Source organism: Streptomyces sp. 2A115, assembly GCF_052245575.1.
Lineage (GTDB): Bacteria > Actinomycetota > Actinomycetes > Streptomycetales > Streptomycetaceae > Streptomyces.
This window is the reverse complement of sequence record NZ_JBQQCG010000012.1, coordinates 58,872-85,433: the sequence shown is the minus strand read 5'-3', so window position 1 is coordinate 85,433 and position 26,562 is coordinate 58,872. Positions and strand designations below refer to the sequence as shown.

Genomic DNA, 26,562 nt, shown 5'->3' with positions numbered 1-26,562 from the left:
TTCAGGCGTCAGGGCGTGCCAGTGCCTCGTCGACGTCGGAAAGCCGGCGGCCCTCGGCAGGGTCGTACCGGACGGGGCCGTCGGTGTACTGCGAGAGGTCGAGGGCACGGAGCCTGCGGTACGCCGCCTCGTCGAGGTGGGGGCCGAGGATGACCTGAAGCCCGGTGGCGGGGTCCTGGAGGACCACGGTCCCGACGCGGTCGGCCGACGGACCGGGTGTTCCGGAATCGCGCCGAGCCACCTTGGCGACCGCGTTGCGCAGAAGCCGATGGGTGTCCTCCGCCGCCTTGCTCCCGAGCGCGCCGGCAAAGGCCTGCAGCGGGAGGGCGATCAGCATGATCCAGGCCAGCTGCTCGATGGGACGCCGGGTCGGCACGGCTCTGGCCCGGACCGTGAAGCCCATCGAGGTGAGGGCGTCCGCGAGCGGCGTCTCGTGGCCAGGCGGGGTGTTCTCGTCGACGAACAGGTCGGCGGGGTGGGGAGGTTGGGCGGTGGCGGTCATCGGCAGTTCCTGGCGCCTCTCACGCCCCCGCCGATCGGAGTCCGGCCATGCCACGGCGAAGCCCGCCCCGGTCCCGGGGCGGGCTTCTTCATCAACAAGGAGGGACTCAGCCTGGCGAATCCCTCCGCCGGCCGGGCGGACGCACCCCGGTTCAGCCCAGGTTGTGCATCCAGCCGTGCTGGTCCTTGCTCACCCCGCGCTGGATGTCGAGCAGCGCCTGACGCAGCTTCACCGTGACCTCGCCGGGCTCGCCGCCCGACTGCTTCCACTCGGCGGCGGCGCGCTTGACCGTGCCGACGGGCGTGATGACCGCCGCCGTGCCGCAGGCGAAGACCTCCGTCAGGGTGCCGTTGTCGGCGTCGCGCTGCCACTGGTCGATGGAGACGCGGGCTTCCTCGGCCTGGTAGCCGAGGTCACGGGCGACCGAGAGGAGCGAGTCGCGGGTGACGCCCTCCAGGATGGAGCCGGTGAGGACGGGGGTGACGATCTTGTCCCCGTACACGAAGTACAGGTTCATGCCGCCCAGTTCCTCGACCCACTTGTGCTCGACGGCGTCGAGGTAGCAGACCTGGTCGCAGCCCTTCGCGGCGGCCTCGGCCTGGGCGAGCAGGGACGCGGCGTAGTTGCCGCCGGTCTTGGCGTCGCCCATGCCGCCGGGGACTGCGCGCACGCGGTCCTCGGAGAGCCAGATCGAGACGGGCTTCACGCCGCCCGGGAAGTAGGCGCCGGCGGGAGAGGCGATGACCAGGAAGAGGTACTCGTTCGCGGGCCGCACGCCGAGCCCGACCTCGGTCGCGAACATGAACGGACGCAGGTAGAGCGACTCCTCGCCGCCGTGCGCCGGCACCCACGCCTTGTCCTGCTCGACCAGCGCGTCGCACGCCTCCAGGAACGTCTCGACGGGCAGCTCCGGCATGGCCAGCCGACGCGAGGAGGACTGGAAGCGGCGGGCGTTGGCGTCGGGCCGGAACGTGGCGACCGAGCCGTCGGGCTGGCGGTAGGCCTTCAGGCCCTCGAAGATCTCCTGCGCGTAGTGCAGGACGCTGGTCGCCGGGTCGAGGGAGAGCGGACCGTACGGGACGAGCTGGCCGTCGTGCCAGCCGCGGCCCTCGGTCCACTTGATCGTCACCATGTGGTCGGTGAAGTGTCGGCCGAATCCGGGATTGGCCAGGATCGCCTCGCGCTCCGCATCGGACAGCGGGGCGGACGAGGGCTTGAGCTCGATCGTGGGCGTCGTCATGAGTGGTGTCCTTCACCGGTTGTGTGTGACGGGCCGCGCTCACGCCCGTACTGCCAGTGGCCAGTGTTAGGACGTCCGAGCATTCCCTCAATCCGCGGCTCCACGTTCGATTATCGCAAGCGCGGAGCCATGGCTGGAAAATGGCGTGAATGCGGCCCAGAGGATGATGGTGACACCCGGCAAGGCATAGGAAAAGCCGCCGGGTGCGGATGCGACCCGGCGGCTTGTGAGAGCGCGGCGGGTCAGCCGGCTACTCGTACGGCGAGCGCGTCGCCGATCTCGGTGGTCGTACGGGTCGTGGTGCCGCGCTCCGCGAGGTCGACGGAGACGGCGTCCTCGATGCGGGCGGCCTCGGCCTCGTAGCCGAGGTGACGCAGCAGGAGGGCGACGGACAGGACGGTGGCGCTGGGGTCGGCCTTGCCCTGGCCCGCGATGTCGGGCGCCGAGCCGTGCACGGGCTCGAACATCGACGGGAACTCGCCACTCGGGTTGATGTTGCCGGAGGCGGCGACGCCGATGCCGCCGGAGACGGCCGCGGCGAGGTCGGTGATGATGTCGCCGAAGAGGTTGTCGGTGACGATCACGTCGAAGCGGGCGGGGTCCGTGACGAGGTAGATCGTCGCGGCGTCCACGTGGATGTAGTCCGTGGTGACCTCGGGGAACTCCTCGGCCACCTTGTTGAAGATGTTCGTCCACAGGTGGCCCGCGAAGGTCAGCACGTTGTTCTTGTGGACCAGCGTGAGCTTCTTGCGGGGGCGGGCCTGGGCGCGGGCGAAGGCGTCCCGGACGACGCGCTCGACACCGAAGGCCGTGTTCACGGAGACCTCGGTGGCGACCTCGTGCGGGGTGCCCTTGCGGATCGTGCCGCCGTTGCCGGTGTACGGGCCCTCGGTGCCTTCGCGGACCACGACGAAGTCGATCTCCGGCTGGCCCGCGAGCGGGGTGGCGACGCCGGGGAGAAGCTTCGACGGACGCAGGTTGACGTGGTGGTCGAAGGCGAAGCGGAGCTTCAGCAGGAAGCCGCGCTCCAGGACGCCGGACGGGACCGAGGGGTCGCCGATCGCGCCGAGCAGGATGGCGTCGTGCTTCTTCAGCGCGTCCAGGTCGGCTTCGGTGAGGGTCTCACCGGTCGCGTGGTAACGCTTGGCACCGAAGTCGAACTCCTTGGTCTCCAGCTTCACATCCTGCGGAAGGACGGCGGAGAGGACCTTCAGACCCTGGGCCACGACCTCCTGGCCGATACCGTCACCGGGGATCACTGCGAGATTGAGGCTGCGAGACATACCGGCACCCTACCTCTCGTCCCACGGGATGACATGCGGTGTCCGGGATACGGACGAGGCACCAACCTGTCGGCTTCCGTTCACCCTTATGTATGGCGGTTGTTGGGGCACGCTGGGAAGTTCTCGAGCATGGACACTCCCGACGTCGGCATCCCGCCGCAGATCGCTCGCCGTATGAGCATGGCGGAGCAGCACGAGTATCTGCGGACGAAGCTCACCCGCCGCCGCACGCTGATGACGGCGGGCGCGGTGGCCGGCGGGCTGCTGACCGGATGCTCCGGCTCGGGTACGGGCACGGGCACGGCGAGCCCCAGCCGGTCGGCCGCGCCCAAGTCCGCCACAGCCAGCGGGCAGGTGCCCGGCTCCGCCGCCGCCCCCTTCGGCCGTCACCTCGCCTTCGGTGCGGACCCGAAGACGCAGATGCGGATCTCGTGGCAGGTGCCGTTCGCCGTCAAGAAGCCGTACGTGCGGGTGGGGCAGCGGCCCGACGACCTGAACCGGAAGATCGAGGCCGAGGTCCGCGCCCTGCACACGCCGGGGCTCCAAGGCGTGCGGCCGGCGTTCGAGCAGTACTACCTGCACGCCGCCCTGGACGGCCTGCGGCCCGGCACGACGTACTACTACGGCGTGGGCCACGACGGCTTCGACCCGGCCTCGCCGCGGCACAGGTCCACCATCGGTTCCCTCCGCACGGCACCGGCGAGCCCGGAGAAGTTCGTGTTCACCGCGTTCGGCGACCAGGGCGTCAGCAAGGCCGCGCTCACCAACGACCACGCGCTGCTCCGCCAGGACCCCGCCTTCCACCTCCACGCGGGCGACATCTGCTACGCGGACTCGACCGGCCACGGCACGAAGTCGGACGCGTACGACCCCGGGTACTGGGACCTCTTCCTCGCGCAGAACGAGTCGGTGGCGAAGTCCGTGCCGTGGATGGTGACTACCGGGAACCACGACATGGAGGCCTGGTACTCGCCCGACGGCTACGGCGGCCAACTGGCCCGCTGGTCCCTCCCGGACAACGGCTTCGACCCGCGGACCGCGCCGGGCGTCTACTCCTTCACGTACGGCAACGTCGGCGTCGTGGCGCTGGACGCGAACGACGTGTCGTACGAGATCCCCGCGAACCTCGGCTACACGGACGGTAAGCAGACGACATGGCTGGACCGGAAGCTGGCCGAGCTGCGGTCGTCGAAGTCCGTGGACTTCGTCGTGGTCTTCTTCCACCACTGCGCGTACTCGACGTCCCGCCACGCCTCGGACGGCGGGGTGCGCGCCGCGTGGGTGCCGCTGTTCGCCAAGCACCAGGTCGATCTGGTGATCAACGGGCACAACCACGTGTACGAGCGGACCGACGCCATCAGGAACGGAGCGGTGGGCCGGCGGCTGCCGGTCGGCGGCTCGACGGACCCGACGCGGGACGGGATCGTGTACGTCACGGCGGGCGGGGGCGGCAAGGATCTGTACGGCTTTCCGACGGACGTGAAGGACAGCTACGAGGGGCACGTCGCCGACCGCGAGTCCGTTGAGACCTCGCACTGGACGGAATCGAGGGAGCAGAACCCGGACACCGTGGAATGGTCGCGCGTGCGGTACACCGGCTTCTCCTTCCTCTCAGTGGAGGCGGAGGCGGGTACGGCTCCCCGGCTCAAGGTGTCGGCGCTCGCGGAGAGCGGAGAGCGCATCGACCACTTCGAGGTGCGGCGCGGGGCGTGAACCCCGCACCGCACCCCGTGCGGGCGCGGCTCCCGGCTTGTGGTTGAGCTGAGGTGTGGCTGAGCTGTGCTGCGGGCGGGCCTCAGTGGCCCGTCGCGCCGCCGTTGTCCCTGCGGTCCAGGGCGCGCTGGAGCGCTGCGGCGGCGTTCTTGCGGTCGGACTCGCTCGTACGGGAGACGTGACGGACTCGGCGGACGGTCGTCTCGGCCATGGGGAATCGACTCCTTATGACATCAGGGAGTGCGGACGGGTTGCGAGACGCCGGGTGGGGCGGGGAGCGGTGCCGCAGGGGTTGCCTGCCGAGGGCTCCGGCTCACGACCGCCATTCGCTTGATCGAGCGAGACGTTCGGCTCTTACAAAACTAGGCGAGGACCGAGCATCTGTCTCCACAATTACTCGGACTTCCTACTATTTGAGACGGTGGATTGGGTCACACCACTCTGACCTGCGAATACACCGATCCTGGTTGGTCTTGGTTCCTGATCAACGCGCGGAGATCACCACAGGACCTCGCCGCGGTCCGCAGCCCCGGCCGGGGCGGTCGTCGCCCGATTGTTCGCGGTGCGGCCCGGTGCGCAAACCCGGTCGCGGGAGCACGATGGGGGACGCAGCGGTCCGCGATTCCGGCCTCGGGAGGGAGACCCGATGACCACCGCACACCCTCGTACGCGTGTGATGACCCAGCATCGTTTCGGCGGACCTGACGTCCTCGTGATCGAGGAGCGGGAGCGGCCCGTTCCCGCTCCGGGCGAGATCCTGCTGCGGGTGCGCGCGGTGGGCGTCAACCCGGTTGACTGGCTGGTGCGTTCGGGTACGGCGCCGATATACGGAGACCCGCCGTTCACGCTGGGCCGCGACGTCTCCGGCGTTATCGAGGCGACCGGCGAGGGCGTCACCCCGTTCCGCCCCGGCGACGAGGTCTTCGGCAAGATTCCCGCCGGCGGCTACGCCGAGCACGTCACGGCCCCAGCCGACCACTTCGCGGCCAAGCCCACGACCCTGGACCACGTCCACGCGGCCGCCGCGCCCACGGCCACCCTCACCGCCTGGCAGGCCCTCATCGACATCGCCCAAGTCGCCCCGGGCAAACGCGTCCTGGTGCACGCGGCGGCGGGCGGCGTCGGTCACGCGGCGGTGCAGATCGCCAAGGCGGAGGGCGCGTACGTCATCGGCACGGCCCGCGCCGACAAGCACGGCTTCCTCTACAACCTCGGTGCGGACGAGGCCGTCGACTACACGGTCACGGACTTCGCCGCGGCCGTACGCGACATGGACGTCGCCCTCGACCTCATCGGCGGCGACTACGGCCCGCGTACCCTCAACACCCTGCGCCCCGGAGGCCTGTTGATCGCCGCGATACCCGGCGACCTCGGCCTCTCCCCGGAGGACGTCGAGGCCCGCGGGATGCGCTTCGCGGTCGTGCGGGCGGAACCGTCCGGCGCCCGCCTGGAGAAGATCGCCTCCCTCCTGGCGAACGACCGGGTACGCATCCATGTGGACGCGGTGCTGCCGCTCACGGAGGCGGCCAAGGCCCATGAGCTCGGGGAGGCCGGGCACACCAAGGGCAAGATCGTCCTCACGCTCCCGGAGTGAACCACCCCGCTCTCCCCTGACGGCTCCCGCCTCGCGTGCAGCCTACTGAACGACTCATCAGCAATCCGATGTCTGATGCTGTCAGATTCCTTGACAGGCCTCAATAGCCCCTCCACGCTCACAGTCATCGGATGAATGCGACTAGGAGGGGTTCTACATGGCGGTCCAACTCCGGGCCAGAACCACCGCGTTGACGCTCTGCTCCGCACTCCTCGCCACAGCCGTGGCAGCCCTCCCGGCCCGCGCCGAGCCCGGCGCGGGCCCGGCCTCCTGGGAGGTACGCGGTCCGCACGGCTCCCCGACGGCCGTGGTGAGCCTCGACCCGGCCGACGGCCACCCCGCCCTCGCCGTGAGACGCGACGGCCGCACGGTCATGGAGCCGTCCCCCCTCGGCCTTGTCACCGAACAGGCCGATTTCTCCAAGGACTTGACCCTGACCGGCCGCTCCGACCGCGTGATCACGGAGCAGTACACAGTCCCAACCGGCAAGTCCCACAAGCGAGTTGTCCGGATGACCGAGTCCCGCTTCCGCTTCCGCACGGCGGACGGCGACCGCCTGGACCTGCTGACCCGAGTCGCCCCGGACGGCGTCGCCTACCGCTACGTCCTGCCCGAAGACCACGGTGACGTCCTGCGAGAAGCCTCCGCCTTCACGCTCCCGACCACCGCCGAGGCCGTGCTCGGCCGCTACCGCGCGGACAACGAGCTCCCCTTCACCCGCTACCAGTCGGCGGCCGCGGCCCCGGCGGGCGCGTACATGATGCAGTCCCTCTTCAAGACCGACGGCGGCTACGCCCTGATCGCCGAGTCGGACCTGAACGGCGGCTACTCCGGGGCCCACCTCACCCACACCGCCAACTCCTCGACGTACGGCGTGAGTCTGTGGAACGACGAGCCGGTCCAGACGGACGGCCCGCTCACCACCCCCTGGCGCGCGGTGATCACCGGCGATCTGGCGACCGTCACCGAGTCGACGTTCACCGACGACCTCGCTCCCAAGTCCCGCGTCCGCGACACCTCTTGGATCAAGCCGGGCGCGGCCCTGTGGACCTGGCTCGCGGGCGGCAAGGAGGCCGGGCAGAGCCTGGAGGCACAGAAGAAGTACGTCGACTACGCGGCCGAGCGGGACTGGCCTTACGAAGTCGTCGACGCCGGCTGGTACTTCAAGCCCGGCGAGTGGGAGGTCATCGACCCCGACTGGCAGACGAACAGCTGGATGCCGGAGCTGGTGCGCTACGGCAAGGAGCGCGGCGTTGGCATCCACGTCTGGCTCCACTACACCCTCCTCACCGACCCCGTCGAACGGGAGAAGTGGCTGTCCACGCTGGAGCGCTGGGGCGTCAAGGGCGTGAAGATCGACTTCATGGACTCGGAGTCCCAGGAGCGGATGCGCTGGTACGACGACGTCCTGGAGTCCACCGCCAAGCACCACCTGATGGTCAACTTCCACGGCTCCACGATCCCCAAGGGCATCCAGCGCACCTGGCCCCAGGTCATGACGCTGGAGGGCGTCGGCGGCGAGGAGAAGCGCAACAACACCCCCGAGCAGCTGGCCGCGATCCCCTTCACCCGAAACGTCATCGGCTCCATGGACTTCACGCCGGGCGCCTTCCACCGCCCGTTCCGGCCCAACGTCGGCTCCGACGCGGGTGAGTTGGGCCTTGCCGTCCTTTACGAGTCCGGCATCCAGAACCTGGCCGGCACTCCGGAGTCGTACGACGCCCGCCCGGAGGCCCGCCGCTTCCTGGAGCAACTGCCGACCGGCTGGGAGGAGACCCGCCTGCTCACCGGCGACCCGGGCCGCTCCGCGGTGCTGGCCCGCCAGGCGCCCGACGGCCGCTGGTTCATCGGCGGTACGTTCGCGGGCGCGGCCCAAGCCGTGGACGTACCCATACGCCTCGGTGCGGGCAAGTGGCTCGTGGAGACCGTGACCGACGGCCCGTCGGGGCTGGTCCGCGAGCCGCACGTCGTCCGCGGCGGCGAGGCGCTCACCGTCCCGGTCGTGGCGGACGGCGGCTTCGCGGCACTCGCCTGCCGCTGGCACGAGGGCCGCACGAGCTGCGACCGCTGAGCCTCCTGGCGCCTCGCGGCTGAAGGCCTTGAGAAAGGGGCCGCCTCCGCTCCGAAGTCCCGGAGCGGGGGCGGCTGTTGGCTATCGACCGTCGAATGTCAGCCCATGTGCGGGTACGTGTAGTCGGTCGGCGCGACCAGGGTCTCCTTGATGGCGCGGGTCAGGGTCCAGCGCTGGAGGTTCTGGGGGGCGCCCGCCTTGTCGTTCGTGCCCGACGCGCGGCCGCCGCCGAAGGGCTGCTGGCCGACGACGGCGCCGGTGGACTTGTCGTTGATGTAGAAGTTGCCCGCGGCGTAGCGGAGCTTCTCCATCGTGTGAGCGGCGGCGGCGCGGTCGGCCGAGATGACCGAGCCGGTGAGGGCGTAGTCGGTGGCCGACTCCATCTGGGTCAGCATGTCGTCGTACTTCTCGTCGTCGTAGACGTGCACGGCGAGGAACGGGCCGAAGTACTCGGTGGTGAACACCTCGTTGACCGGGTCGGAGCACTCGACGACGGTCGGACGGACGAAGTAGCCGACCGAGTCGTCGTACGAGCCGCCCGCGACGATCGTGCAGGACGGGTCGGACTTGGCGCGGTCGATCGCCGCCTTGTTCTTGGCGAAGGCCCGCTCGTCGATGACGGCGCCGATGAAGTTCGACAGGTCGGTGACGTCGCCCATCGTGATGCCGTCGACCTCGGCCGCGAACTCCTCCTTGAAACCGGAGTTCCAGATGGAGGCCGGGATGTACGCACGCGAGGTGGCCGAGCACTTCTGGCCCTGGTACTCGAAGGAACCGCGGGTGAGGGCCGTCTTCAGGACCGCGCGGTCGGCGCTCGGGTGCGCGACGACGAAGTCCTTGCCGCCGGTCTCGCCGACGATGCGCGGGTACGAGCGGTACTTCTCGATGTTGTTGCCGACCGCCTTCCACAGGTACTGGAAGGTCTTCGTCGAGCCGGTGAAGTGGATGCCCGCGAGATCGCGGTGCTCCAGGGCGACCTTGGACACCTCGATGCCGTCACCGGTGAGGAGGTTGATGACGCCCTTCGGGAGACCGGCCTCCTCCAGCAGCCGCATCAGCAGCACGGCGGCGTGGGTCTGCGTCGGCGACGGCTTCCAGACGACGACGTTGCCCATCAGCGCGGGCGCGGTCGGCAGGTTGCCGGCGATCGCCGAGAAGTTGAACGGCGTGATCGCGTAGACGAAGCCCTCCAGCGGGCGGTGGTCGAGGCGGTTCCAGACGCCCGGCGAGTTGGCCGGCGGCTGCTCGGCGAGCAGGTCACGGGCGTACTTGACGTTGAAGCGCCAGAAGTCGATCAGCTCGCAGGGACAGTCGATCTCGGCCTGCTGGGCGGTCTTCGACTGGCCGAGCATGGTCGAGGCGGCGAGGGTCTCGCGCCACGGACCGGACAGCAGCTCGGCGGCGCGCAGGATGATCGCGGCACGGTCGTCGAACGACATCGCACGCCAGGCGGGCGCGGCGGCGATGGCCGCGTCGATCGCGTCCTGGGCGTCCTGCTGCGTGGCGTTCGCGTACGTGCCGAGGCGGGCCTTGTGGTTGTGCGGCTGCACGACGTCGAAGCGGTCGCCGCCGCCCATCCGCTTCTCGCCGCCGATGGTGCACGGCAGGTCGATGGGGTTCTCGGCCAGCTCACTGAGCTCGGCTTCGAGGCGGGCGCGCTCGGGAGAGCCGGGGGCGTAGCCGTGCACCGGCTCGTTGACGGGGGTGGGGACCTGGGTTACAGCGTCCATGTTTTCCGTAACTCCTTTATGAGCGGGTGGTTCGGGGCTCAAGCCCTTGGTCTCAGCCCTTGGTGAGGATCGAGCGGGCGAAGAAGAGGAGGTTGGCCGGCTTCTCCGCGAGGCGGCGCATGAAATAGCCGTACCAGTCCGTGCCGTACGCGGTATAGACGCGCATGCGGTGGCCCTCGGCGGCGAGCCGGAGGTGTTCGTCGCCGCGGATGCCGTACAGCATCTGGAACTCGTACTCGTTCAGTTTGCGACCGGCCCGGCGGGCGAGCTCCTGGGTGATGGCGATGATCCGCGGGTCGTGGGACCCGATCATCGGATAGCCCTCGCCCTCCATCAGGATCTTCAGGATGCGGACGTACGCCTTGTCGGTCTCGGCCTTGTCCTGGTAGGCGACCGACGCGGGCTCCTTGTACGCCCCTTTCACGATACGTACGCGGCTGCCGGCGGCGGCGAGGCGGCGGGCGTCCTTCTCGGTGCGGAACAGGTAGGCCTGGATCACACAGCCCGTCTGCGGGAAGTCCTTCCGCAGCTCCTCGTGGATGGCGAACATCGAGTCGAGGGTGGTGTGGTCCTCGGCGTCCAGGGTGACCGTGGTGCCGATGCGGGCGGCGGCCTCGACGACCTGGCGGACGTTGGCGAGGGCGAGTTCGTGCCCGCCGCAAGAACCAGAGGGGGTGGGCCCGGAGGGCCCTCGGTCGAGGATGGTGGTGGGCGACGGGAGGGATTGACCGAACATCGACAGCTTGACCGACATCTCGGCCCGCTCGCCCAGGCCGAGGCCCTCCAGGCGGTCGATCAGCTCCAGGTACGCGTCACGACCGGCGGCGGCCTGCTCGGGTGTGGTGATGTCCTCGCCGACCACGTCCAGGGTCACCTCGAGGCCCTGGCCGGTGAGGTCCTTGATGATCGGTACGACCTCGTCGACCGTCTCTCCGGGGATGAAGCGGTCGACGACCGGCTTGGTCACCGGAGCCGCCGAGACCAGGCGGCGCATCCTGTCGCTGCGCGACGCGGCGAGAATCACGGGACCCAGCACGGGGCACCTCCAGAACAAGGACCAGGGTGAGGGCCGTAACCGAACAGCGTGAACAGCTCGAACCATTCGGGTACGGCACGGAGTACCACCGTGAAACCTAAGGATCCCTCTGATCGTCTGCCATCGACAGCTGTCACGCATCCGTGCCCTGGATCTCAGACATCTGTATGAAGGACGGGAAAAATACGGGAGAATAGCCGCGTGACGCAGGCGAAAAGCGACTACCAGGGACGCGACTACCAGGAACTGGTCGACGAGATCTCGGAACTCCTCGGCGCCCCCGCGACGCTGGAGAACCGCGACTTCGAGCTGATCGCCTTCGGCGCGTACGACAGCGACAGCGAGATCGACGAGTCCGCCCTCGACCCGGTCCGGACCCGCTCGATCCTCACGCGCCGCTCCACCGCCGCGGTCCGCACCTGGTTCGAGGGCTTCGGCATCGCCCGCGCCACGGGCCCGGTCCGTATCCCGCCGACGCCGGAGGCCGGTGTCCATCGGGGCCGGGTGTGCCTGCCGGTACGCCATCGGGGTGTCGTCCTCGGTTATGTATGGCTGCTCGACTACACCCCCGGTCCCACCGAGCGGCAGCTGGCCGCGGCCATGGCGGTGACCACGCGCATCGGCGCCCTCCTCGCGGACGAGGCCCAGGCGGGCGCCGACCTCACCCGCGAACTGCGCGCCGTCCTGACCGCCGAGCGCGGCTGGCAGCGGGACATGGCGGTGGCGGAACTCCGCACGGCCCTCGGCGTACGCGGGGACGGTCCGCACACGCTGGTCTGCGTCGCCCCGTGGCCTTCCGCCGACCCCGACGACGCCCCTTCGGTCCGCACGATCCCGGGCGCGACCGCACTGTGCACGGTCCCGTGGGGCACCACGGGCCAGAGCCTGGCGCTGCTGGTCCGCCTGCGCTCACCGGAGGTCCTGACACCCGCGACAACGGGGGCGTCGCGCCTCCTGAAGGAAGCGGAGGGCGTTCAGGGAGTAGCGGGAGTAGAGGGAGTGGAGAGCGTTCATGGAATGCAAGGACCAGCCTCGCCCCCTTCCGCTTCCCCTTCCCTCGCCCGTTCCGCCACCCCCTCCCCTTCCCCCGCCGCCGGAGTCGCCGGCCCTCGCACCGGCCTCGCCGACCTGGGCACCGCCTGGCAGGAGGCCTCGGCCGCCGCACGCGCCGCGCTGGCGGAACCGCGCCTGGGCCCGGTAGCCCACTGGGCGTCCATCGGCCCGTTCCGCCTCCTGACGACACTCCCACCGGACGCCGCCCACGACCCCGCCGTCCGCCCCCTCCTGTCCTCCGCCCACCGCGAACTGGCCCGCACCGCCGAGGTCTTCCTCGACTGCGCGGGCCAGGCGGGCCGCACGGCGGCAGAACTGGGCATCCACCGCCAGACCCTCTACTACCGCCTGTCCCGCGTCGAACAACTCACCGGCCTGGACCTGGACGACGGCGAGGACCGGCTGCTCCTGCACATGACGCTGAAGGCGCATCGGCTGTGAGGGGTCTGGGTCCCGCGACGCCTGGACCGGACGGGCCGGCGACACCATCGCCGAGTACAAGGCCCAGTGGACCAGGCACAACATCATCGACTTCGGGTTCTGGGGGGACGAGTGAACGACAAGCAACTTATCGAGAAGATTGGTGAACATCCCGAGGGATATGGCCTGAACGGCACCTACTATCCGACGGCCATGTTCCTCACGGGGATCGACGTCGGCAGGTCGGGCGGGCTGCTGCGCGGCTTCACGGAGTGGCTGGTCGTCCGCAGGGGCGAGTGCAGCAGCTTCTACTGGCACAAGCTCGTCCTCCTGGACCTGTTCCCCGACATGCACCTCAACGGCTGGAAGGACCCGGCCCACCTGTTCCCGGAGCAGCACCAACAGGTCGTGGAACACTTGTTCTCCCTCGTCCTCGAGTTCCTGGACGTACGGAACAAGCCGCGAGAACTGGGTCTGATGTACACGCGGTACGAAGCGATGTACGCGCACATCTGGGGATAGACGAAGAAGGGCCGCCCCAACGATCTCGTGGACCCCCGGCAACCAACCCGTCGCATGCCCCGACTCGTTGTCCGTCGTGATCGAGTGCGTCTCGTGCACGATCACCACGCCCATGCCGCCTCCGCCCAGCAATCGGTCCCCTTACGCCCGAGGCTGACACACAGACAGCAGCCTTCGCTCTCGACGGAACACCCGAGTTCGCCCCTGTCCCGCCGACCACCTCTGCGTCGTCGGCGTCGCCATCGGGACCGTCGAGGTCGAAATCCGGACGCCACTACTGAAAACGATTGTCATCATGCTACGGTCGGCGCACATCCCATTGACCACCCCTTTACCCGGAGTGCTCCGTGCGCCTGCCCGCCCGCCTTCTCCCCCTCTCCGCGGTCACCGCGGCCTCCACCCTGCTGCTCACCGGCTGCTTCTCGGAATCCGCCTCGGACGACTCCGCGGCCGACGGCGACGGCAAGCGCGTACGCGTCGCGATGATGCTCCCGCCGCGCTCCGGCCTCTCGCCGCTGTCCGACGACGCGTTCAAGCTGTCGCGCTGGTCGACCGCCGAGACGCTGGTGACGCTCGACGAGGACGGCGACGCCGAACCCGCCCTCGCCACCAGGTGGCAGCAGAACGGCAGAACGTGGACCTTCGAGATACGGGACGGCGTCACCTTCCACGACGGTACGAAGCTCACCGCCGAGGCCGTCGTCCGGTCGCTCAGCACGGCCGCCTCCGCCTCACCCAAGCCGCGCATTCTCGACGGCGTCGAACTGACGGTGAAGGCCCAGGGCGGCGACTCGGTCGTCGTCACCACCGCCACCGAGGACCCGCTGGTCCCGCAGCGGCTGAGCTCGCCGCAGCTGTCGATCCTCGCGGCGAGGGCGTACGAGGGGAAGACCGTCAGTCCGGTCGGCGCCGGCACCGGCCCCTTCGAGCTGACGAAGGTGAACGGCACGTCGTCCGCGACCCTCGACCGTTACGACGGCTACTGGGGCGGCAAGGCCAAGTCCCCCGGTATCGACGCGAAGTTCGTACCGGACGGCACCGCCCGCGCGGCCGCCCTGCGCAGCGGAGAGGCCGACGTCGTCGAGGCGGTGCCGGTGTCGCAGGCCGCACTGCTCGACGAGGACCTGGTCACCGAGGTGCCGATGCCGCGCACCAACACCCTCTACCTGAACACCGAGAACGGTCCCTTCAAGGACGCCTCCCTCAGGGCCGCCGCCCGGGAAGCCATCGACGCCGAGTCGATCGTCAAGGGCGTGTACGAGGGCCGCGCCGACCTCGCCAAGGGACTGCTCGGACCCGCCCTCCCGTGGGCCGCCGACCTGCGGACGCCGGTCAAGCGCGGCGTCAGGGCCGGTGTCCCGGACGACAGGAGCATCACCATCGGTACGTTCACCGACCGCGCCGAACTTCCCGAGGTGGCCCAGACGCTGCAACAGCAGCTCCAGAAGGCCGGCTTCAAGGTGAAGCTGGACGTCCGCGAGTACGCGAACATCGAATCCGACGCGCTGGCGGGCGAGTTCGACGCGTTCATCCTGTCCCGGGCCACGATCCTCGACTCCGGTGACCCGGCCGCGTACCTCTACAGCGACTTCGGCTCCAAGGGCTCCTTCAACATCGCCCAGCTGAACGACAAGAAGGTCGACGCCGCCCTGCTGAAGGCCTCCGAGACGAAGGCCGGCGACGCGCGCCGCAAGGCCGTCATCGAGGCGGAGGCCGCGGTCCTGGCCACCGACGCCGCGGTGCCGATGCTCCACGAGCGCGTGATCCAGGGCGACGCGGCCGGTGTCGTGGACGTCGTGCACGACCCGCGCGAGCGCACGCTGATCACCACGGCCACCTACGTCAAGTGACGTCCGCAGCAAGCCTGTTCACTCCCGGCAGCCGAACCGCTCTCACCCGGCTCGGCTGCCTCGCCGCCGTCCTCGCCACCGTCGGACTGCTCCCCTGGCTCTCCGGCCGCGACCCCGCGCTCACCGTCCTGCGCGCCCGCTCGGCCGAACAGGAGGGGACGCCGGAGGCCCTGGCCGCGATCCGCGCCGACCTCGGACTGGACGAGGGTCCCCTTTCCCTGCTGGGTGATTGGGCCTCCGGCCTTGCGCACGGCGACTTCGGCACGTCCTGGGTGTCGGGCACCGACGTCCTGCCGTCGGTCGTCTCCGGGCTCCAGGTCTCCCTGGCCCTGATGGGCGCGGCCCTCGGCATCGCGTTCCTGGTGACCTGCGCCGTGGTCGCGCCCGTTCTCGTACGCGGCCGGGGGTCGGCCGGCGCGTTCGCCGCCATGCTCGCCGCACTGCCCGAATTCCTGCTCGCCACCGTGGCGTTGCTGGTCTGCGGGGTGTGGCTGGGCTGGCTGCCGACCTCGGGCTGGCAGGGACCGCAGTACATGGTGCTGCCGGCTCTCGCGCTCGGCATACCCGCGGGCGGGCTACTCGGCCGCCTGGTCGCCGACGCGCTGCCCGCCGTCCTCGAGGAGCGGTGGGTGGAGCTGTGGCGCGGCGCGGGAGTCAACGGCGTACGGATCTCGGCGGCGGCCCTGCGGCGCGTACTCCCGCCGCTGGTACCGCAGTTCGGGATGGTGGCCGTCGGGCTGACGGGCGGGGCGGTCGCAGTGGAGACGGTGTTCGCGGTGCCGGGCATCGGGCGTACGGCGCTGGGGGCGGCCAAGTCGCAGGACCTGCCGCTGCTCCAGGGCGCCGTCCTCGCACTGCTCGCGCTGGGCCTCGTCACAGGCGCGCTGGCGGCCGTCGTACGACACCGACTACTGGGCCCCGCCCTGCGGGACGCGGGACTGACGCTCCCCGCGGCCCGTCCGGTCCGCGCCCACCCGGCCATTCCCGCGGTACTCGGAATCGCGCTTCTGACCTGCATCGGCTGGGGTCTGCTGCGCGACCCGTACACCGTGGACACCACCGCCCGCCTCGAAGCGCCGTCCTGGGCGTTCCCCCTCGGCACGGACGGGCTCGGCCGTGACGTGCTGGCCCGGCTCGGGCACGGCGCCGCGTCGACGGTCGGCACGGCGGCCGCGGTCTGCCTGGTCAGCCTGCTGCTCGCGCTGGCCCTCGGCTTCCTGCCGAGCCTGGCGGCCGGCGCCTCGGACATCGCGAACGCACTGCCGCCGGTGATCGTCGGCATCCTGGTCGCGGCGGCCGCGGGTCCCGGCACCGGAGGGGCGGCGCTGGCCGTGGCCCTGATCTCCTGGCCTCCGCTGGCGGCGCACGCGGCGGCGCTGGTGCAAGAGGTCCGGGCCTCGACGTTCCTGCTGTCCCAACGGGCCATCGGCGCAAGCCCGTTCTGGATCCTCACCCGCCACGTCCTGCCCTCCGTGGCGGCCCCGGTCACCCGCCACGCGCTCCTGCGCCTCCCCGGCATCGCCCTGGCCCTCGCCTCCCTCGGCTTCCTCGGCCTCGGCGCACAGCCGCCCGCACCGGAGTGGGGGCTGCTCCTGGACGAGTCCCGCGCCTATGTGGAACGCGCCCCTTGGGCGGCCCTCGCCCCGGCGGTGGCGCTGGCCCTGCTGGCAGGTCTCGCCGTTTCGTCCGCGGCGTACGCGGAGACCGGCGGCGCCCGCTCGGCCTCAACGACCCGAGCACGTGTCGCCTCCGCCCTCGCCTCCCTCCGCCCACGTAGGGAGTCACCCCGTTGAACTCCGAAGTCGCCGAAGTTCCCGAAGGCCGCGGAGACCGTGAAGTCCTCCTCTCCGTCCGGGACTTGCACATCGCTTTCGGTGCCGTCGAAGCCGTACGGGGCCTCTCCTTCGACGTGCACGAGGGTGAAGTCCTCGCTGTGGTGGGCGAGTCGGGCGCAGGCAAGTCACTGACGGCCCGCGCGCTGCTGGGCATGCCGCCAAGGGAGGCGACGGTGACGGGCACCGTCCGGATGGGCTCGTACGAAACGGTCGGCGCCCCCCGCTCCGTACGCTCCGCACTCTGGGGCCGCCGCATCGCCCTCGTCCCCCAGGACGCCCTCTCGGCGCTCTCCCCGGTGCACCCCGTCGCCGATCAACTCGCCGCCGCCGTACGGTCCGTGGACCGTGTCTCCCGCAAGGAGGCGCGGGCGAGGGCGGAGGCCGCGCTGGAGGAGGTCGGCATCGCACCGGGCCAGACCCGTGCCTACCCGCACGAGTTCTCCGGCGGCATGCGCCAACGGGCCGTCATCGCCATGGCGTTGCTCCACTCCCCCGACCTCGTGATCGCCGACGAGCCGACCACCGCGCAGGATCCGGAGACGCAGAGGCAGGTGCTCGATCTGCTGGCCCGCCGGACCGGAGCCGCGGGCGCCGCCCTGGTCCTGGTCACGCACGATCTCGCGGCGGTACGCGAACACGCCGACCGGATGCTGGTGTTGTACGCGGGCCGGTTGGCGGAAGCAGGACCGGTGGCCGAGGTGTTCGCGCGGCCCAGGGCTCCGTATACGGCGGGCTTGCTGGCATCGGTACCGGTAGGAACGCCCCGCAAGGGGCGCGGGGAACTGCGCGACCAGCCACAACGAACCCGCGGCGTATCCACTGCCAACCCCGCGGAGCGCAGGCGGCTTCCAGCCATCGCCGGCGCACCACCCGCGCCCACCGACCTCCCACCAGGCTGCGCCTTCGCCCCCCGCTGCCCCCTCGCGGACGCGACCCGCTGCCGCACGGAGCGGCCCGAGCCGCAGACCCACGACGGCCGCACCGTCGCGTGCCACCGCTGGCGCGAACTCCCCGACCACCCCGCCGAGTTGTTCCTGGAGTCCGCGTGAGCCCCAGCCCTCTTCTGGACGTACGCGACCTCGTCGTCCGCCACGGCCCCCGCACCACCGTGGACCACGTCTCCTTCGACATAGCCCCCGGCGAGACGCTCGGCCTCATCGGCCACTCGGGCTGCGGCAAGTCCTCCACGGCCATGGCGGTGCTGCAACTGCGCCGCCCAGAAAGCGGTGAAGTGTGGTTCGAGGGGCAGGAGTTGACTTCTCTGGACGAACGACGGCTGCGACCGCTCAGGTCCGCCATGCAACCCGTCTTCCAGGACCCGTACGGATCGCTCAGCCCCCGCCACCGCATCCGCGACGCGATCGCGGAATCCCTGCGCGTGCAGGGGAATTGGGACCGTACGACCGGACCCGAGCGCGTGGCCGAACTGCTGGAACGAGTCGGCCTCGACCCGTCCCACGGCGACCGCCGCCCGCACGAACTCTCGGGCGGTCAGTGTCAACGCGCCGGTATCGCCCGCGCGTTGGCCTGCGAGCCGAAGCTCCTGATCCTCGACGAGCCGGTCTCCGCGCTCGACCCGTCCCTGCGCGCCGGGATACTCAACCTGCTGGCCGAGCTCCAGGAACGCCTCGGCCTGGGCTGCCTGTTCATCTGCCACGACATGGCGCTCGTGCGCCATTTCTGCGACCGCGTCGTGGAGATGCGCGACGGCCGGATCGTCGGCACGGCCACGCTTTCCAGGGGTTCTTCCGTTCCCAGGGGTTCTTCCGTTCCCAGGGGTTCTTCCGTTCCCAGGGGTTCTTCTGTTCCTACGGGGCCTTCGGTGACGTCCCCGCCGCGATGACCCGCCGCAGGCCCTCGGTGAGTTCGTCGGCGCTGGTCGCGGTCTCCGGGTCGAAGGTCCACTGAGCGATGAGCCCGTTCATCAGGGTCAGATAGAGCTTGCCCAGCGTGTCGACGTCCTCCTCCTGGACTTCCTCCTCCCGGCCGCCCATGAGCATCGGGATGATGCCGCGCGCCGCTTCGCGCTGCGCCTTGGCCAGGTGATCGCGTACCCCGGGCAGCTTGTCGCCCATGACCGTGATCTCCATGCTGAGGTGCCACGGCGAGCCGGGCTTCCCCATGGTGCCGATGATGTTCGACCAGACCACATGGAACCGCTCCAGGGAGCCCGGTTCGGTGTCGTCGATGGCCCGCTCGCCCGCGTAGAAGTCGTCGGAGAGCCCTTCGACGATGGCGACGTACGCCTCCGCGAGCAACGCGTCCTTCGACCCGTAGTGGTAGCCGATCGACGCCAGGTTCGTCCCCGACGCCCTGACGATGTCGCGCGCTGTCGTACGCACGAAGCCCTTCTCCAGCAGGCAGCGCTTGGCGCCTTCGAGCAGATCCTCACGGTGTCCCATGCCGGCCAGCGTACCCCCGTGACATACAACCGTCCCAGACGATCGTTTTATACGCTCGTACTAGACAAGTGTTTTATACGTTCGTACAGTCCTCGCCATGACGAATCCGACGAGCGACAGCCCAAGCACTACCAACGACCCCGCACCCCGTGCCGGCCGCCGCGAGTGGACCGCGCTGGGCGTCCTGATGCTCCCGCTGCTCCTGGTCTCGATGGATGTCTCGGTCCTCTATTTCGCGGTTCCTCAAATCAGCGCGGACCTGCGACCGTCCGGCACCCAGCAGCTGTGGATCTTCGACATGTACGCCTTCGTCCTCGCCGGACTGCTGATGACGATGGGCTCGCTGGGCGACCACGTCGGCCGCCGCAGGCTGCTGCTGATCGGCGCCGCCGCCTTCGGCGCGGCCTCGCTGGTGGCGGCGTACGCGAACAGCGCCGAGACGCTGATCGCGGCCCGCGCGGTGCTCGGCATCGGCGGCGCGACGCTGATGCCGTCGACGATGGCGATCATCCGCACGATGTTCACGGACCCGGCCCAGCGCACGAAGGCGATCGCGATGTGGTCGGGTGTGATGACGGCGGGCATCGCCCTCGGCTCGGTGATGAGCGGCTTCCTCGTCGAGCACTTCTGGTGGGGCTCGGTCTTCCTGGTGAACCTGCCCGCGATGGCGCTCCTGCTGGTCCTCGGCCCGATCCTGCTCCCCGAGTCCAGGAACCCGAAGCCGGGCCGCTTCGACCTGCTGAGCGTCCCGCTGTCCATGGCAGCCGTACTGCCGGTGATCTACGGCCTCAAAGAGATCCCCTCGGAGGGCTGGAACGTCCGCTACGTCATCTCGGTGACCGTCGGCCTGCTCTTCGCCACGCTGCTCGTGCACCGCCAGCGCACCATCGCCTCCCCGATGATCTCGCCCGAGCTCTTCCGCGGCCGCGGCTTCGCCCCCGCCGTGTCACTGAACCTGCTCTCCATGTTCGCGGTGATGGGCTCGGCCTACTTCACCACTCAGTACCTCCAGTCGGTGCTCGGCAAGAGCTCCATGGAGGCCGCGCTGTGGGGCCTGCTGCCCAGCGCGCTGGTCGGGGTCGCCGCGCCGACCGCCGCGGCGCTGGTGCAGCGGGGGGTGAACCGGGCGTACGTGGTCTCCGCGGGCTTCGTGATCGCCGCCTGCGGTTACGGGCTGCTGACCGTCGCCGGTACGGACTCGATGTGGCTGGTGCTCGGCGGTGCCGCGGTCATCGCCTCCGGGCTCGTCATCGTGATGTCCCAGATGATGGACCTGGCGCTGGGCACCGTACCGGTCGAGAAGGCGGGCGCGGCTTCCTCGGTACTGGAGACCGGCGCGGAGTTCGGCGGCGCGCTGGGCATGGCGCTCCTCGGCTCCATCGGCGCCGCGGTGTACCGCGACGAGATCCCCGGTGCCGCCCCGGCCGCCGCTCATGAGACCCTCGGCGGCGCCCTCGCCGTGGCCGAGCGACTACCGGGCCGCTCGGGCGACGCCCTCGTGACCGCGGCCCGTGAGGCCTTCACCAGCGGGATGCAGGCGGCCGGGGTCGCCGGAGCGGTACTCCTGCTGGCCGCGGCGGTCCTGGCGGCGGCGACCCTGCGCGAGGTGCGGGTACGCGAGGTGAAGACCGAGGAACCGGAAAAGGTCGGCGTCTGACGGCCCAGACAAAAGTGCCGGGCGGGCCGGAGATTCCGGCCCGCCCGGCCCCTCACAAACCGTCTGGCGTTTTAGGACGAGGCCGTTTCGGTCACAAGCGGGGGCCTTGGGGCGGCAGCCCCCAGTGGCGGGCACCTCACACGAGGTTGACCGACCGAGCGGACGTCGCCCCGATCTCCTCGGCCAGCTCGGTGAGCACGTTCGGCGGAACCGTGTCGTCCACCGTCAGCACCGCCAGCGCCTCGCCACCCAGGTCGGTGCGGGACACCTGCATACCGGCGATGTTGATGCCGGCCTCGCCGAGGATGCGACCCAGCGTGCCGACGACACCGGGACGGTCGGCGTAGTTGAGGACGACCATGTGGTCGGCGAGCGCCAGATCCACGTCGTACTCGCCGACGGCGACGATCTTCTGGTGGTGCTTGGGCCCGGCGAGCGTGCCGGAGACCGAGACCTCCTGGCCGTCGCTGAGGGTGCCGCGCACGGTGACGACGTTGCGGTGGTCCGGGGACTCCGAGCTCGTGGTCAGCCGCACCTCCACGCCGCGCTCCTGGGCGAACAGCGGGGCGTTGACGTACGACACCGTCTCGTCGACGACGTCCTCGAACACGCCCTTCAGGGCGCTGAGTTCGAGCACCTTGACGTCGTGCTGGGTGATCTCGCCGTACACCTCGACGTCGAGCCGGACCGCGACCTCGCCCGCGAGCGCGGTGAAGATCCGGCCGAGCTTCTCGGCGAGCGGCAGGCCCGGCTTGACGTCCTCGGCGATGACGCCGCCCTGGACGTTCACCGCGTCCGGGACCAGCTCACCGGCGAGGGCGAGACGGACGGACCTGGCGACCGCGATGCCCGCCTTCTCCTGCGCCTCGTCCGTGGAGGCGCCGAGGTGCGGGGTGCAGACGACCTGGTCGAGCTCGAAGAGCGGGGAGTCCGTGCAGGGCTCCTTCGCGTACACGTCGAGGCCGGCGCCGGCGACCCGGCCCTCCTTGAGGGCGGAGTACAGCGCGACCTCGTCGACGATCCCGCCGCGCGCGGCGTTGACGACCCGCACCGACGGCTTGACCTTGTGCAGCGCGTCGTCGCCGATGAGACCGACCGTCTCGGGCGTCTTGGGCAGGTGGACGGTGATGAAGTCGGAGACCTCGAGCAGCTCGTCCAGCGACAGGACCTTGACACCCATCTGAGCGGCCCGCGCGGGCTGCACGTACGGGTCGTAGGCGACGACCTTCATGCCGAACGCCGACATGCGCTGGGCGACAAGCGCGCCGATGCGGCCGAGCCCGACCACGCCGAGGGTCTTCTCGGCGAGCTCGACACCCGTGTACTTGCTCCGCTTCCACTCGCCGTTCTTGAGCGCCGTGTTGGCCTGCGGAATGTGGCGCGCGGTGGCCAGGAGCAGACCGCAGGCCAGCTCGGCCGCGGTCACGATGTTCGAGGTGGGGGCGTTGACGACCATCACCCCGGCCTTGGTGGCCGAGGACACGTCGACGTTGTCCAGGCCGACGCCGGCTCGTGCGACGACCTTCAGTTTGCCGGCGGCGGCGATGGCCTCCGCGTCGACCTTGGTGGCGGAACGGATCAGGATCGCGTCGACGTCGGCGATGGCGGGCAGCAGCTCGGCCCGGTCCGCGCCATTGACGTGCCGGATCTCGAAGTCCGGGCCCAGGGCGTCGACGGTGGCGGGCGACAGCTCTTCAGCGATGAGTACGACAGGTTTCGAGCTCACGTGAGTCCTCACATGTCCAATGCGGACGGCCGTCCCGACGGCCGCATGCGGTGGAGGGTTGCTAGCCGCGTGGAAGACGCACGACGCTGTGGGCCTGACGCGTATGTGTAGTGCAGCAGTCTAGTGCCGCTGCGGAGGTCATCTTGCGCCTCCACGGAAGGATCACCCGTCCGTGGCAGGCCGCCACGGACAAGCGGTTACCCGGGGTTCGGCAACGGGGCCGCGGCACATCGCCGCGGCCCCGCCCCTACGGCTTACGCCTCGTCGTCATTGACCCACGACATGAGCTTGCGGAGCTCCTTGCCGGTGGTCTCCAGGAGCGAGTTCTCGTCCTGGGTCTTGTACTCGTTGTACTTCTTCAGACCGCCGTGGTACTCGTCCATCCAGGCCTGGGCGAAGGTGCCGTCCTGGATCTCGGCGAGGACCTTCTTCATCTCGGCCTTGGTGGCGTCCGTGATGATCCGCGGGCCGGTGACGTAGTCGCCCCACTCGGCGGTCTCGGAAATCGACCAGCGCATCTTCTCCAGGCCGCCCTCGTACATCAGGTCGACGATGAGCTTCAGCTCGTGCAGGCACTCGAAGTACGCGATCTCCGGCTGGTAGCCGGCCTCGGTCAGCGTCTCGAAACCCGCCTTGACCAGCGCGGCCGTACCACCGCAGAGAACGGCCTGCTCACCGAACAGGTCGGTCTCGGTCTCCTCGGTGAAGGTCGTCTTGATGACGCCGGCGCGGGTACCGCCGATGCCCTTGGCGTACGACAGCGCCAGCGCGAAGCCGTTGCCGGTCGCGTCCTGCTCGACGGCCGCGATACACGGAACGCCGCGGCCCTCCTCGTACTGACGACGGACCAGGTGGCCCGGACCCTTCGGCGCGACCATGCAGACGTCGATGCCGGCCGGGGGCTTGATGAAGCCGAAGCGGATGTTCAGGCCATGGCCGAAGAACAGCGCGTCGCCGTCCTTCAGGTTGTCCTTGATGGACTCCTCGTACACCTGGGCCTGGATCGGGTCCGGGACGAGGATCATGATGACGTCGGCCTCGGCGGCGGCCGCCGCCGGGGTCACCACGCGCAGGCCCTGCTCCTCGGCCTTCGCCTTGGACTTGGAGCCCTCGTGCAGACCGACCCGGACGTCGACACCCGAGTCACGGAGCGACAGCGCGTGGGCGTGGCCCTGGCTGCCGTATCCGATGACCGCGACCTTGCGGCCCTGGATGATGGACAGGTCGGCGTCGTCGTCGTAGAACAGCTCGGCCACTGGGTTCTCTCCTATGTGTGCTGGGTGTTACGTCCCACCGTACGGCGGGAGGGTGAAGGGGCGTTCCGGGGTCTCGGAATACGGGCGGCCGGCGGCTCTCCCACCGCCCGTATCCGGTCGTACGTGAATCTTCTACGAGCCTTGCGAGCCCTATGCCGACCGGTCGAGCGCGCGCAGCGAGCGGTCCGTGATCGAACGCGCGCCGCGGCCCACGGCGATCGTGCCTGACTGGACGAGCTCCTTGATGCCGAACGGCTCCAGCATCTTGAGCATGGCCTCCAGCTTGTCGCTGCCGCCGGTGGCCTCGATGGTGACGGCCTCCGGGGAGACGTCCACGGTCTTGGCGCGGAACAACTGGACGATCTCGACGATCTGGGAGCGCGTCTCGTTGTCGGCGCGCACCTTCACCAGAACGAGTTCCCGCTGAACGGCGGAACCGGGCTCAAGCTCGACGATCTTCAGGACGTTGACGAGCTTGTTGAGCTGCTTGGTGACCTGTTCGAGCGGCAGATCCTCGATCACGTTCACCACGATGGTGATACGGGAGATCTCGGGATGCTCGGTCACGCCGACGGCCAGCGAGTCGATGTTGAAGCCGCGGCGCGAGAACAGTGCGGTGATCCGGGCGAGGACACCCGGCTTGTTCTCGACCAGGACGGAGAGCGTGTGCTTGGACATGGGTCTGTTTCCTTTACCTACGGCTCTCAGTCGTCTTCGTTGTCGCCGAAGTCGGGGCGGACGTCCCGCGCGGCCATGATCGTGTCGTTGGACGTGCCGGCGGCGACCATCGGCCACACCATCGCGTCCTCGTGGACGATGAAGTCGATCACGACGGGGCGGTCGTTGATCGAGTTCGCCTCTTCGATGACCTTGTCGAGGTCGTCCGGCGAGTCACAGCGGATCGCGTAGCAGCCCATGGCCTCCGACAGCTTCACGAAGTCGGGGACGCGGGTGCCGGCGCTCGGCTGCTTACCGTCGGCCTCGGGGCCGGAGTGCAGCACGGTGTTGGAGTAGCGCTGGTTGTAGAAGAGGGTCTGCCACTGGCGGACCATCCCGAGGGCGCCGTTGTTGATGATGGCGACCTTGATCGGGATGTTGTTCAGGGAGCAGGTGGTGAGCTCCTGATTGGTCATCTGGAAGCAGCCGTCGCCGTCGATCGCCCAGACCGTACGCTCCGGCCGGCCGGCCTTGGCGCCCATCGCGGCCGGGACCGCGTAGCCCATCGTCCCGGCGCCGCCGGAGTTGAGCCACGTCGCGGGCTTCTCGTACTGGATGTAGTGCGCGGCCCACATCTGGTGCTGGCCGACGCCCGCCGCGAAGATCGTGCCCTCCGGCGCGAGCTGTCCGATGCGCTCGATGACCTGCTGCGGGGAGAGCGAGCCGTTGTCGGGCTGGTCGTAGCCGAGCGGGTAGGTCTCGCGCCAGCGGTTGAGGTCCTTCCACCAGGCGGTGTAGTCGCCGGCATTGCCCTCGCTGTGCTCCTTCTGCACGGCTTGGACCAGGTCGGCGAGGACCTCGCGGGCGTCACCGACGATCGGCACGTCGGCGGCACGGTTCTTGCCGATCTCGGCCGGGTCGATATCGGCGTGGACGATCTTCGCGTGCGGGGCGAAGCTCTCCAGCTTGCCGGTGACACGGTCGTCGAAGCGGGCTCCGAGGGCGACGATCAGGTCGGCCTTCTGCAGCGCGGTGACGGCGGTGACCGCACCGTGCATGCCCGGCATTCCCACGTGCAGCGGGTGGCTGTCGGGGAATGCGCCGAGCGCCATCAGGGTGGTGGTGACGGGCGCTCCGGTGAGTTCGGCGAGGACCTTCAGCTCGGCGGTGGCGTTGGCCTTGAGGACGCCGCCGCCGACATAGAGGACGGGCTTCTTGGCCTGGGTGATCAGCCGGGCGGCCTCGCGGATCTGCTTGGCGTGCGGCTTGGTCACCGGGCGGTAGCCGGGCAGGTCGTGGGCCGGCGGCCAGCTGAAGGTCGTCCGGTTCTGCAGGGCGTCCTTGGCGATGTCGACCAGGACCGGGCCCGGGCGCCCCGTGGAGGCGATGTGGAAGGCCTCCGCGATGGTCCGCGGGATGTCGTCGGCGTTGGTGACGAGGAAGTTGTGCTTGGTGATCGGCATGCTGATGCCGACGATGTCCGCCTCCTGGAAGGCATCCGTGCCGATCGCCTTGGACGCGACCTGGCCGGTGATCGCGACGAGCGGCACGGAGTCCATGTGCGCGTCGGCGATCGGCGTGACCAGGTTGGTGGCGCCGGGGCCCGACGTCGCCATGCAGACGCCGACCTTGCCGGTGGCCTGCGCGTAGCCGGTGGCCGCGTGGCCGGCACCCTGCTCGTGCCGGACGAGCACGTGCCGCACCCGCTGGGAGTCCATCAGCGGGTCGTAGGCCGGGAGGATCGCGCCACCCGGGATGCCGAATACCGTCTCGGCCCCGACCTCCTCGAGAGAACGGATGAGGGACTGCGCTCCCGTCACCTGCTCGGGGGCGGACTGCTGTCCTCCGGAACGGGGCCGCGGCTGCGGATGGTGGGCCCCGGTGGCCTGCTCGGTCATCGGCATTCTCTTCTCGATGCTGAGGGTTTTTGCGAAGTTTGTGCGATGTACGACTGGTGCCTGTGCAACAAAAAACCCCTCGTGCCGTGAGGCAAGCGAGGGGAGCGCGTCGGGTGC

At 69.8% G+C, this 26,562-nt stretch carries 21 protein-coding genes; 10 read left to right on the top strand and 11 right to left on the bottom strand.

What is annotated here, in order from left to right; genetic code table 11:
• Position 1 precedes the first annotated feature (1 nt).
• The 3 genes from ACTWQR_RS13470 to ACTWQR_RS13460 all read right to left on the bottom strand — a co-directional run bounded on the left by ACTWQR_RS13470 (position 2) and on the right by ACTWQR_RS13460 (position 3,025).
• On the bottom strand, positions 2-502 hold the full coding sequence (locus tag ACTWQR_RS13470; protein WP_443227257.1) for a hypothetical protein: 501 nt from the start codon (positions 500-502) through the stop codon (positions 2-4).
• Positions 503-653: 151 nt separating this feature from the next.
• The gene (locus ACTWQR_RS13465) at positions 654-1,742 is read right to left on the bottom strand and encodes a branched-chain amino acid aminotransferase (RefSeq protein ID WP_443227256.1); all 1,089 of its coding nucleotides are present in this window, start codon (positions 1,740-1,742) and stop codon (positions 654-656) included.
• A 242-nt stretch (positions 1,743-1,984) separates the two neighbouring features.
• Positions 1,985-3,025, bottom strand: a complete 1,041-nt coding sequence (locus ACTWQR_RS13460; protein WP_443227255.1) for a 3-isopropylmalate dehydrogenase — start codon at positions 3,023-3,025, stop codon at positions 1,985-1,987.
• A gap of 129 nt (positions 3,026-3,154) precedes the next feature.
• On the opposite strand from ACTWQR_RS13460, the gene ACTWQR_RS13455 reads away from it, so the two are divergent.
• A complete protein-coding gene (locus ACTWQR_RS13455) occupies positions 3,155-4,738 on the top strand; it encodes a purple acid phosphatase family protein (RefSeq protein ID WP_443227254.1) in 1,584 nt (527 codons plus the stop codon).
• An 82-nt stretch (positions 4,739-4,820) separates the two neighbouring features.
• Here ACTWQR_RS13455 and ACTWQR_RS13450 read toward each other — a convergent pair whose 3' ends face one another.
• Positions 4,821-4,949 carry a hypothetical protein gene (locus tag ACTWQR_RS13450; RefSeq protein WP_121406138.1) on the bottom strand — a complete coding sequence of 43 codons (129 nt, stop codon included), beginning with the start codon at positions 4,947-4,949 and terminating at the stop codon, positions 4,821-4,823.
• A gap of 435 nt (positions 4,950-5,384) precedes the next feature.
• Here ACTWQR_RS13450 and ACTWQR_RS13445 point away from each other — a divergent pair, with 435 nt between their 5' ends.
• Together ACTWQR_RS13445 and ACTWQR_RS13440 are read left to right on the top strand one after the other, a co-directional pair.
• Positions 5,385-6,332 carry an NADP-dependent oxidoreductase gene (locus ACTWQR_RS13445; RefSeq protein ID WP_443227253.1) on the top strand — a complete coding sequence of 316 codons (948 nt, stop codon included), beginning with the start codon at positions 5,385-5,387 and terminating at the stop codon, positions 6,330-6,332.
• A gap of 157 nt (positions 6,333-6,489) precedes the next feature.
• Complete coding sequence (locus tag ACTWQR_RS13440) at positions 6,490-8,403, top strand: glycoside hydrolase family 97 catalytic domain-containing protein (protein ID WP_443227252.1); 1,914 nt, start codon at positions 6,490-6,492, stop codon at positions 8,401-8,403.
• A 98-nt stretch (positions 8,404-8,501) separates the two neighbouring features.
• Here the strand turns inward: ACTWQR_RS13440 and pruA are convergent, their stop codons facing one another.
• Positions 8,502-10,133 (bottom strand): L-glutamate gamma-semialdehyde dehydrogenase, encoded by a 1,632-nt coding sequence (pruA, locus tag ACTWQR_RS13435; RefSeq protein ID WP_443227251.1) that lies wholly within the window; start codon positions 10,131-10,133, stop codon positions 8,502-8,504.
• Positions 10,134-10,185: 52 nt separating this feature from the next.
• On the bottom strand, positions 10,186-11,169 hold the full coding sequence (locus tag ACTWQR_RS13430) for a proline dehydrogenase family protein (protein WP_443227250.1): 984 nt from the start codon (positions 11,167-11,169) through the stop codon (positions 10,186-10,188).
• Between the two features lie 183 nt (positions 11,170-11,352).
• On the opposite strand from ACTWQR_RS13430, the gene ACTWQR_RS13425 reads away from it, so the two are divergent.
• The 6 genes from ACTWQR_RS13425 to ACTWQR_RS13400 all read left to right on the top strand — a co-directional run bounded on the left by ACTWQR_RS13425 (position 11,353) and on the right by ACTWQR_RS13400 (position 18,692).
• Complete coding sequence (locus ACTWQR_RS13425) at positions 11,353-12,663, top strand: PucR family transcriptional regulator (RefSeq protein WP_443227329.1); 1,311 nt, start codon at positions 11,353-11,355, stop codon at positions 12,661-12,663.
• A 111-nt stretch (positions 12,664-12,774) separates the two neighbouring features.
• Positions 12,775-13,164 carry a hypothetical protein gene (locus ACTWQR_RS13420; protein WP_443227249.1) on the top strand — a complete coding sequence of 130 codons (390 nt, stop codon included), beginning with the start codon at positions 12,775-12,777 and terminating at the stop codon, positions 13,162-13,164.
• 347 nt (positions 13,165-13,511) lie between these two features.
• The gene (locus ACTWQR_RS13415) at positions 13,512-15,014 is read left to right on the top strand and encodes an ABC transporter substrate-binding protein (RefSeq protein WP_443227248.1); all 1,503 of its coding nucleotides are present in this window, start codon (positions 13,512-13,514) and stop codon (positions 15,012-15,014) included.
• The gene (locus tag ACTWQR_RS13410) at positions 15,011-16,807 is read left to right on the top strand and encodes an ABC transporter permease subunit (RefSeq protein WP_443227247.1); all 1,797 of its coding nucleotides are present in this window, start codon (positions 15,011-15,013) and stop codon (positions 16,805-16,807) included. Before ACTWQR_RS13415 ends, ACTWQR_RS13410 begins: the two co-directional genes overlap by 4 nt.
• Positions 16,804-17,898: an ABC transporter ATP-binding protein gene (locus tag ACTWQR_RS13405; RefSeq protein WP_443227246.1), complete on the top strand. Its 1,095-nt coding sequence runs from the start codon at positions 16,804-16,806 to the stop codon at positions 17,896-17,898. The genes ACTWQR_RS13410 and ACTWQR_RS13405 overlap by 4 nt, the downstream gene beginning before the upstream one ends.
• On the top strand, positions 17,895-18,692 hold the full coding sequence (locus tag ACTWQR_RS13400) for an ABC transporter ATP-binding protein (RefSeq protein WP_443227245.1): 798 nt from the start codon (positions 17,895-17,897) through the stop codon (positions 18,690-18,692). Before ACTWQR_RS13405 ends, ACTWQR_RS13400 begins: the two co-directional genes overlap by 4 nt.
• Here ACTWQR_RS13400 and ACTWQR_RS13395 read toward each other — a convergent pair.
• On the bottom strand, positions 18,658-19,251 hold the full coding sequence (locus ACTWQR_RS13395; protein ID WP_443227244.1) for a TetR/AcrR family transcriptional regulator: 594 nt from the start codon (positions 19,249-19,251) through the stop codon (positions 18,658-18,660). The genes ACTWQR_RS13400 and ACTWQR_RS13395 overlap by 35 nt on opposite strands.
• Positions 19,252-19,348: 97 nt before the next feature.
• Between ACTWQR_RS13395 and ACTWQR_RS13390 the strand changes: the two genes are divergently transcribed.
• A complete protein-coding gene (locus tag ACTWQR_RS13390) occupies positions 19,349-20,908 on the top strand; it encodes an MFS transporter (RefSeq protein WP_443227243.1) in 1,560 nt (519 codons plus the stop codon).
• Between the two features lie 136 nt (positions 20,909-21,044).
• Here ACTWQR_RS13390 and serA read toward each other — a convergent pair whose 3' ends face one another.
• The 4 genes from serA to ACTWQR_RS13370 all read right to left on the bottom strand — a co-directional run bounded on the left by serA (position 21,045) and on the right by ACTWQR_RS13370 (position 26,451).
• Positions 21,045-22,634 (bottom strand): phosphoglycerate dehydrogenase, encoded by a 1,590-nt coding sequence (serA, locus tag ACTWQR_RS13385; protein WP_443227242.1) that lies wholly within the window; start codon positions 22,632-22,634, stop codon positions 21,045-21,047.
• A 254-nt stretch (positions 22,635-22,888) separates the two neighbouring features.
• Positions 22,889-23,890 carry a ketol-acid reductoisomerase gene (gene ilvC, locus ACTWQR_RS13380; protein WP_443227241.1) on the bottom strand — a complete coding sequence of 334 codons (1,002 nt, stop codon included), beginning with the start codon at positions 23,888-23,890 and terminating at the stop codon, positions 22,889-22,891.
• Positions 23,891-24,040: 150 nt separating this feature from the next.
• Positions 24,041-24,568, bottom strand: a complete 528-nt coding sequence (gene ilvN, locus ACTWQR_RS13375) for an acetolactate synthase small subunit (protein WP_443227240.1) — start codon at positions 24,566-24,568, stop codon at positions 24,041-24,043.
• Between the two features lie 26 nt (positions 24,569-24,594).
• Positions 24,595-26,451 (bottom strand): acetolactate synthase large subunit, encoded by a 1,857-nt coding sequence (locus tag ACTWQR_RS13370; RefSeq protein WP_443227239.1) that lies wholly within the window; start codon positions 26,449-26,451, stop codon positions 24,595-24,597.
• Positions 26,452-26,562 lie beyond the last annotated feature (111 nt).

Excerpts from the sequence above, each read along its gene's own strand:
- ACTWQR_RS13470 (WP_443227257.1), bottom strand. The coding sequence starts at position 502 with ATGACCGCCACCGCCCAACCTCCCCACCCCGCCGACCTGTTCGTCGAC.
- ACTWQR_RS13465 (WP_443227256.1), bottom strand. The coding sequence starts at position 1,742 with ATGACGACGCCCACGATCGAGCTCAAGCCCTCGTCCGCCCCGCTGTCC.
- ACTWQR_RS13460 (WP_443227255.1), bottom strand. The coding sequence starts at position 3,025 with ATGTCTCGCAGCCTCAATCTCGCAGTGATCCCCGGTGACGGTATCGGC.
- ACTWQR_RS13455 (WP_443227254.1), top strand. The coding sequence starts at position 3,155 with ATGGACACTCCCGACGTCGGCATCCCGCCGCAGATCGCTCGCCGTATG.
- ACTWQR_RS13450 (WP_121406138.1), bottom strand. The coding sequence starts at position 4,949 with ATGGCCGAGACGACCGTCCGCCGAGTCCGTCACGTCTCCCGTACGAGC.
- ACTWQR_RS13445 (WP_443227253.1), top strand. The coding sequence starts at position 5,385 with ATGACCACCGCACACCCTCGTACGCGTGTGATGACCCAGCATCGTTTC.
- ACTWQR_RS13440 (WP_443227252.1), top strand. The coding sequence starts at position 6,490 with ATGGCGGTCCAACTCCGGGCCAGAACCACCGCGTTGACGCTCTGCTCC.
- pruA (WP_443227251.1), bottom strand. The coding sequence starts at position 10,133 with ATGGACGCTGTAACCCAGGTCCCCACCCCCGTCAACGAGCCGGTGCAC.
- ACTWQR_RS13395 (WP_443227244.1), bottom strand. The coding sequence starts at position 19,251 with ATGGGACACCGTGAGGATCTGCTCGAAGGCGCCAAGCGCTGCCTGCTG.
- ACTWQR_RS13390 (WP_443227243.1), top strand. The coding sequence starts at position 19,349 with ATGACGAATCCGACGAGCGACAGCCCAAGCACTACCAACGACCCCGCA.
- ilvN (WP_443227240.1), bottom strand. The coding sequence starts at position 24,568 with ATGTCCAAGCACACGCTCTCCGTCCTGGTCGAGAACAAGCCGGGTGTC.
- ACTWQR_RS13370 (WP_443227239.1), bottom strand. The coding sequence starts at position 26,451 with ATGCCGATGACCGAGCAGGCCACCGGGGCCCACCATCCGCAGCCGCGG.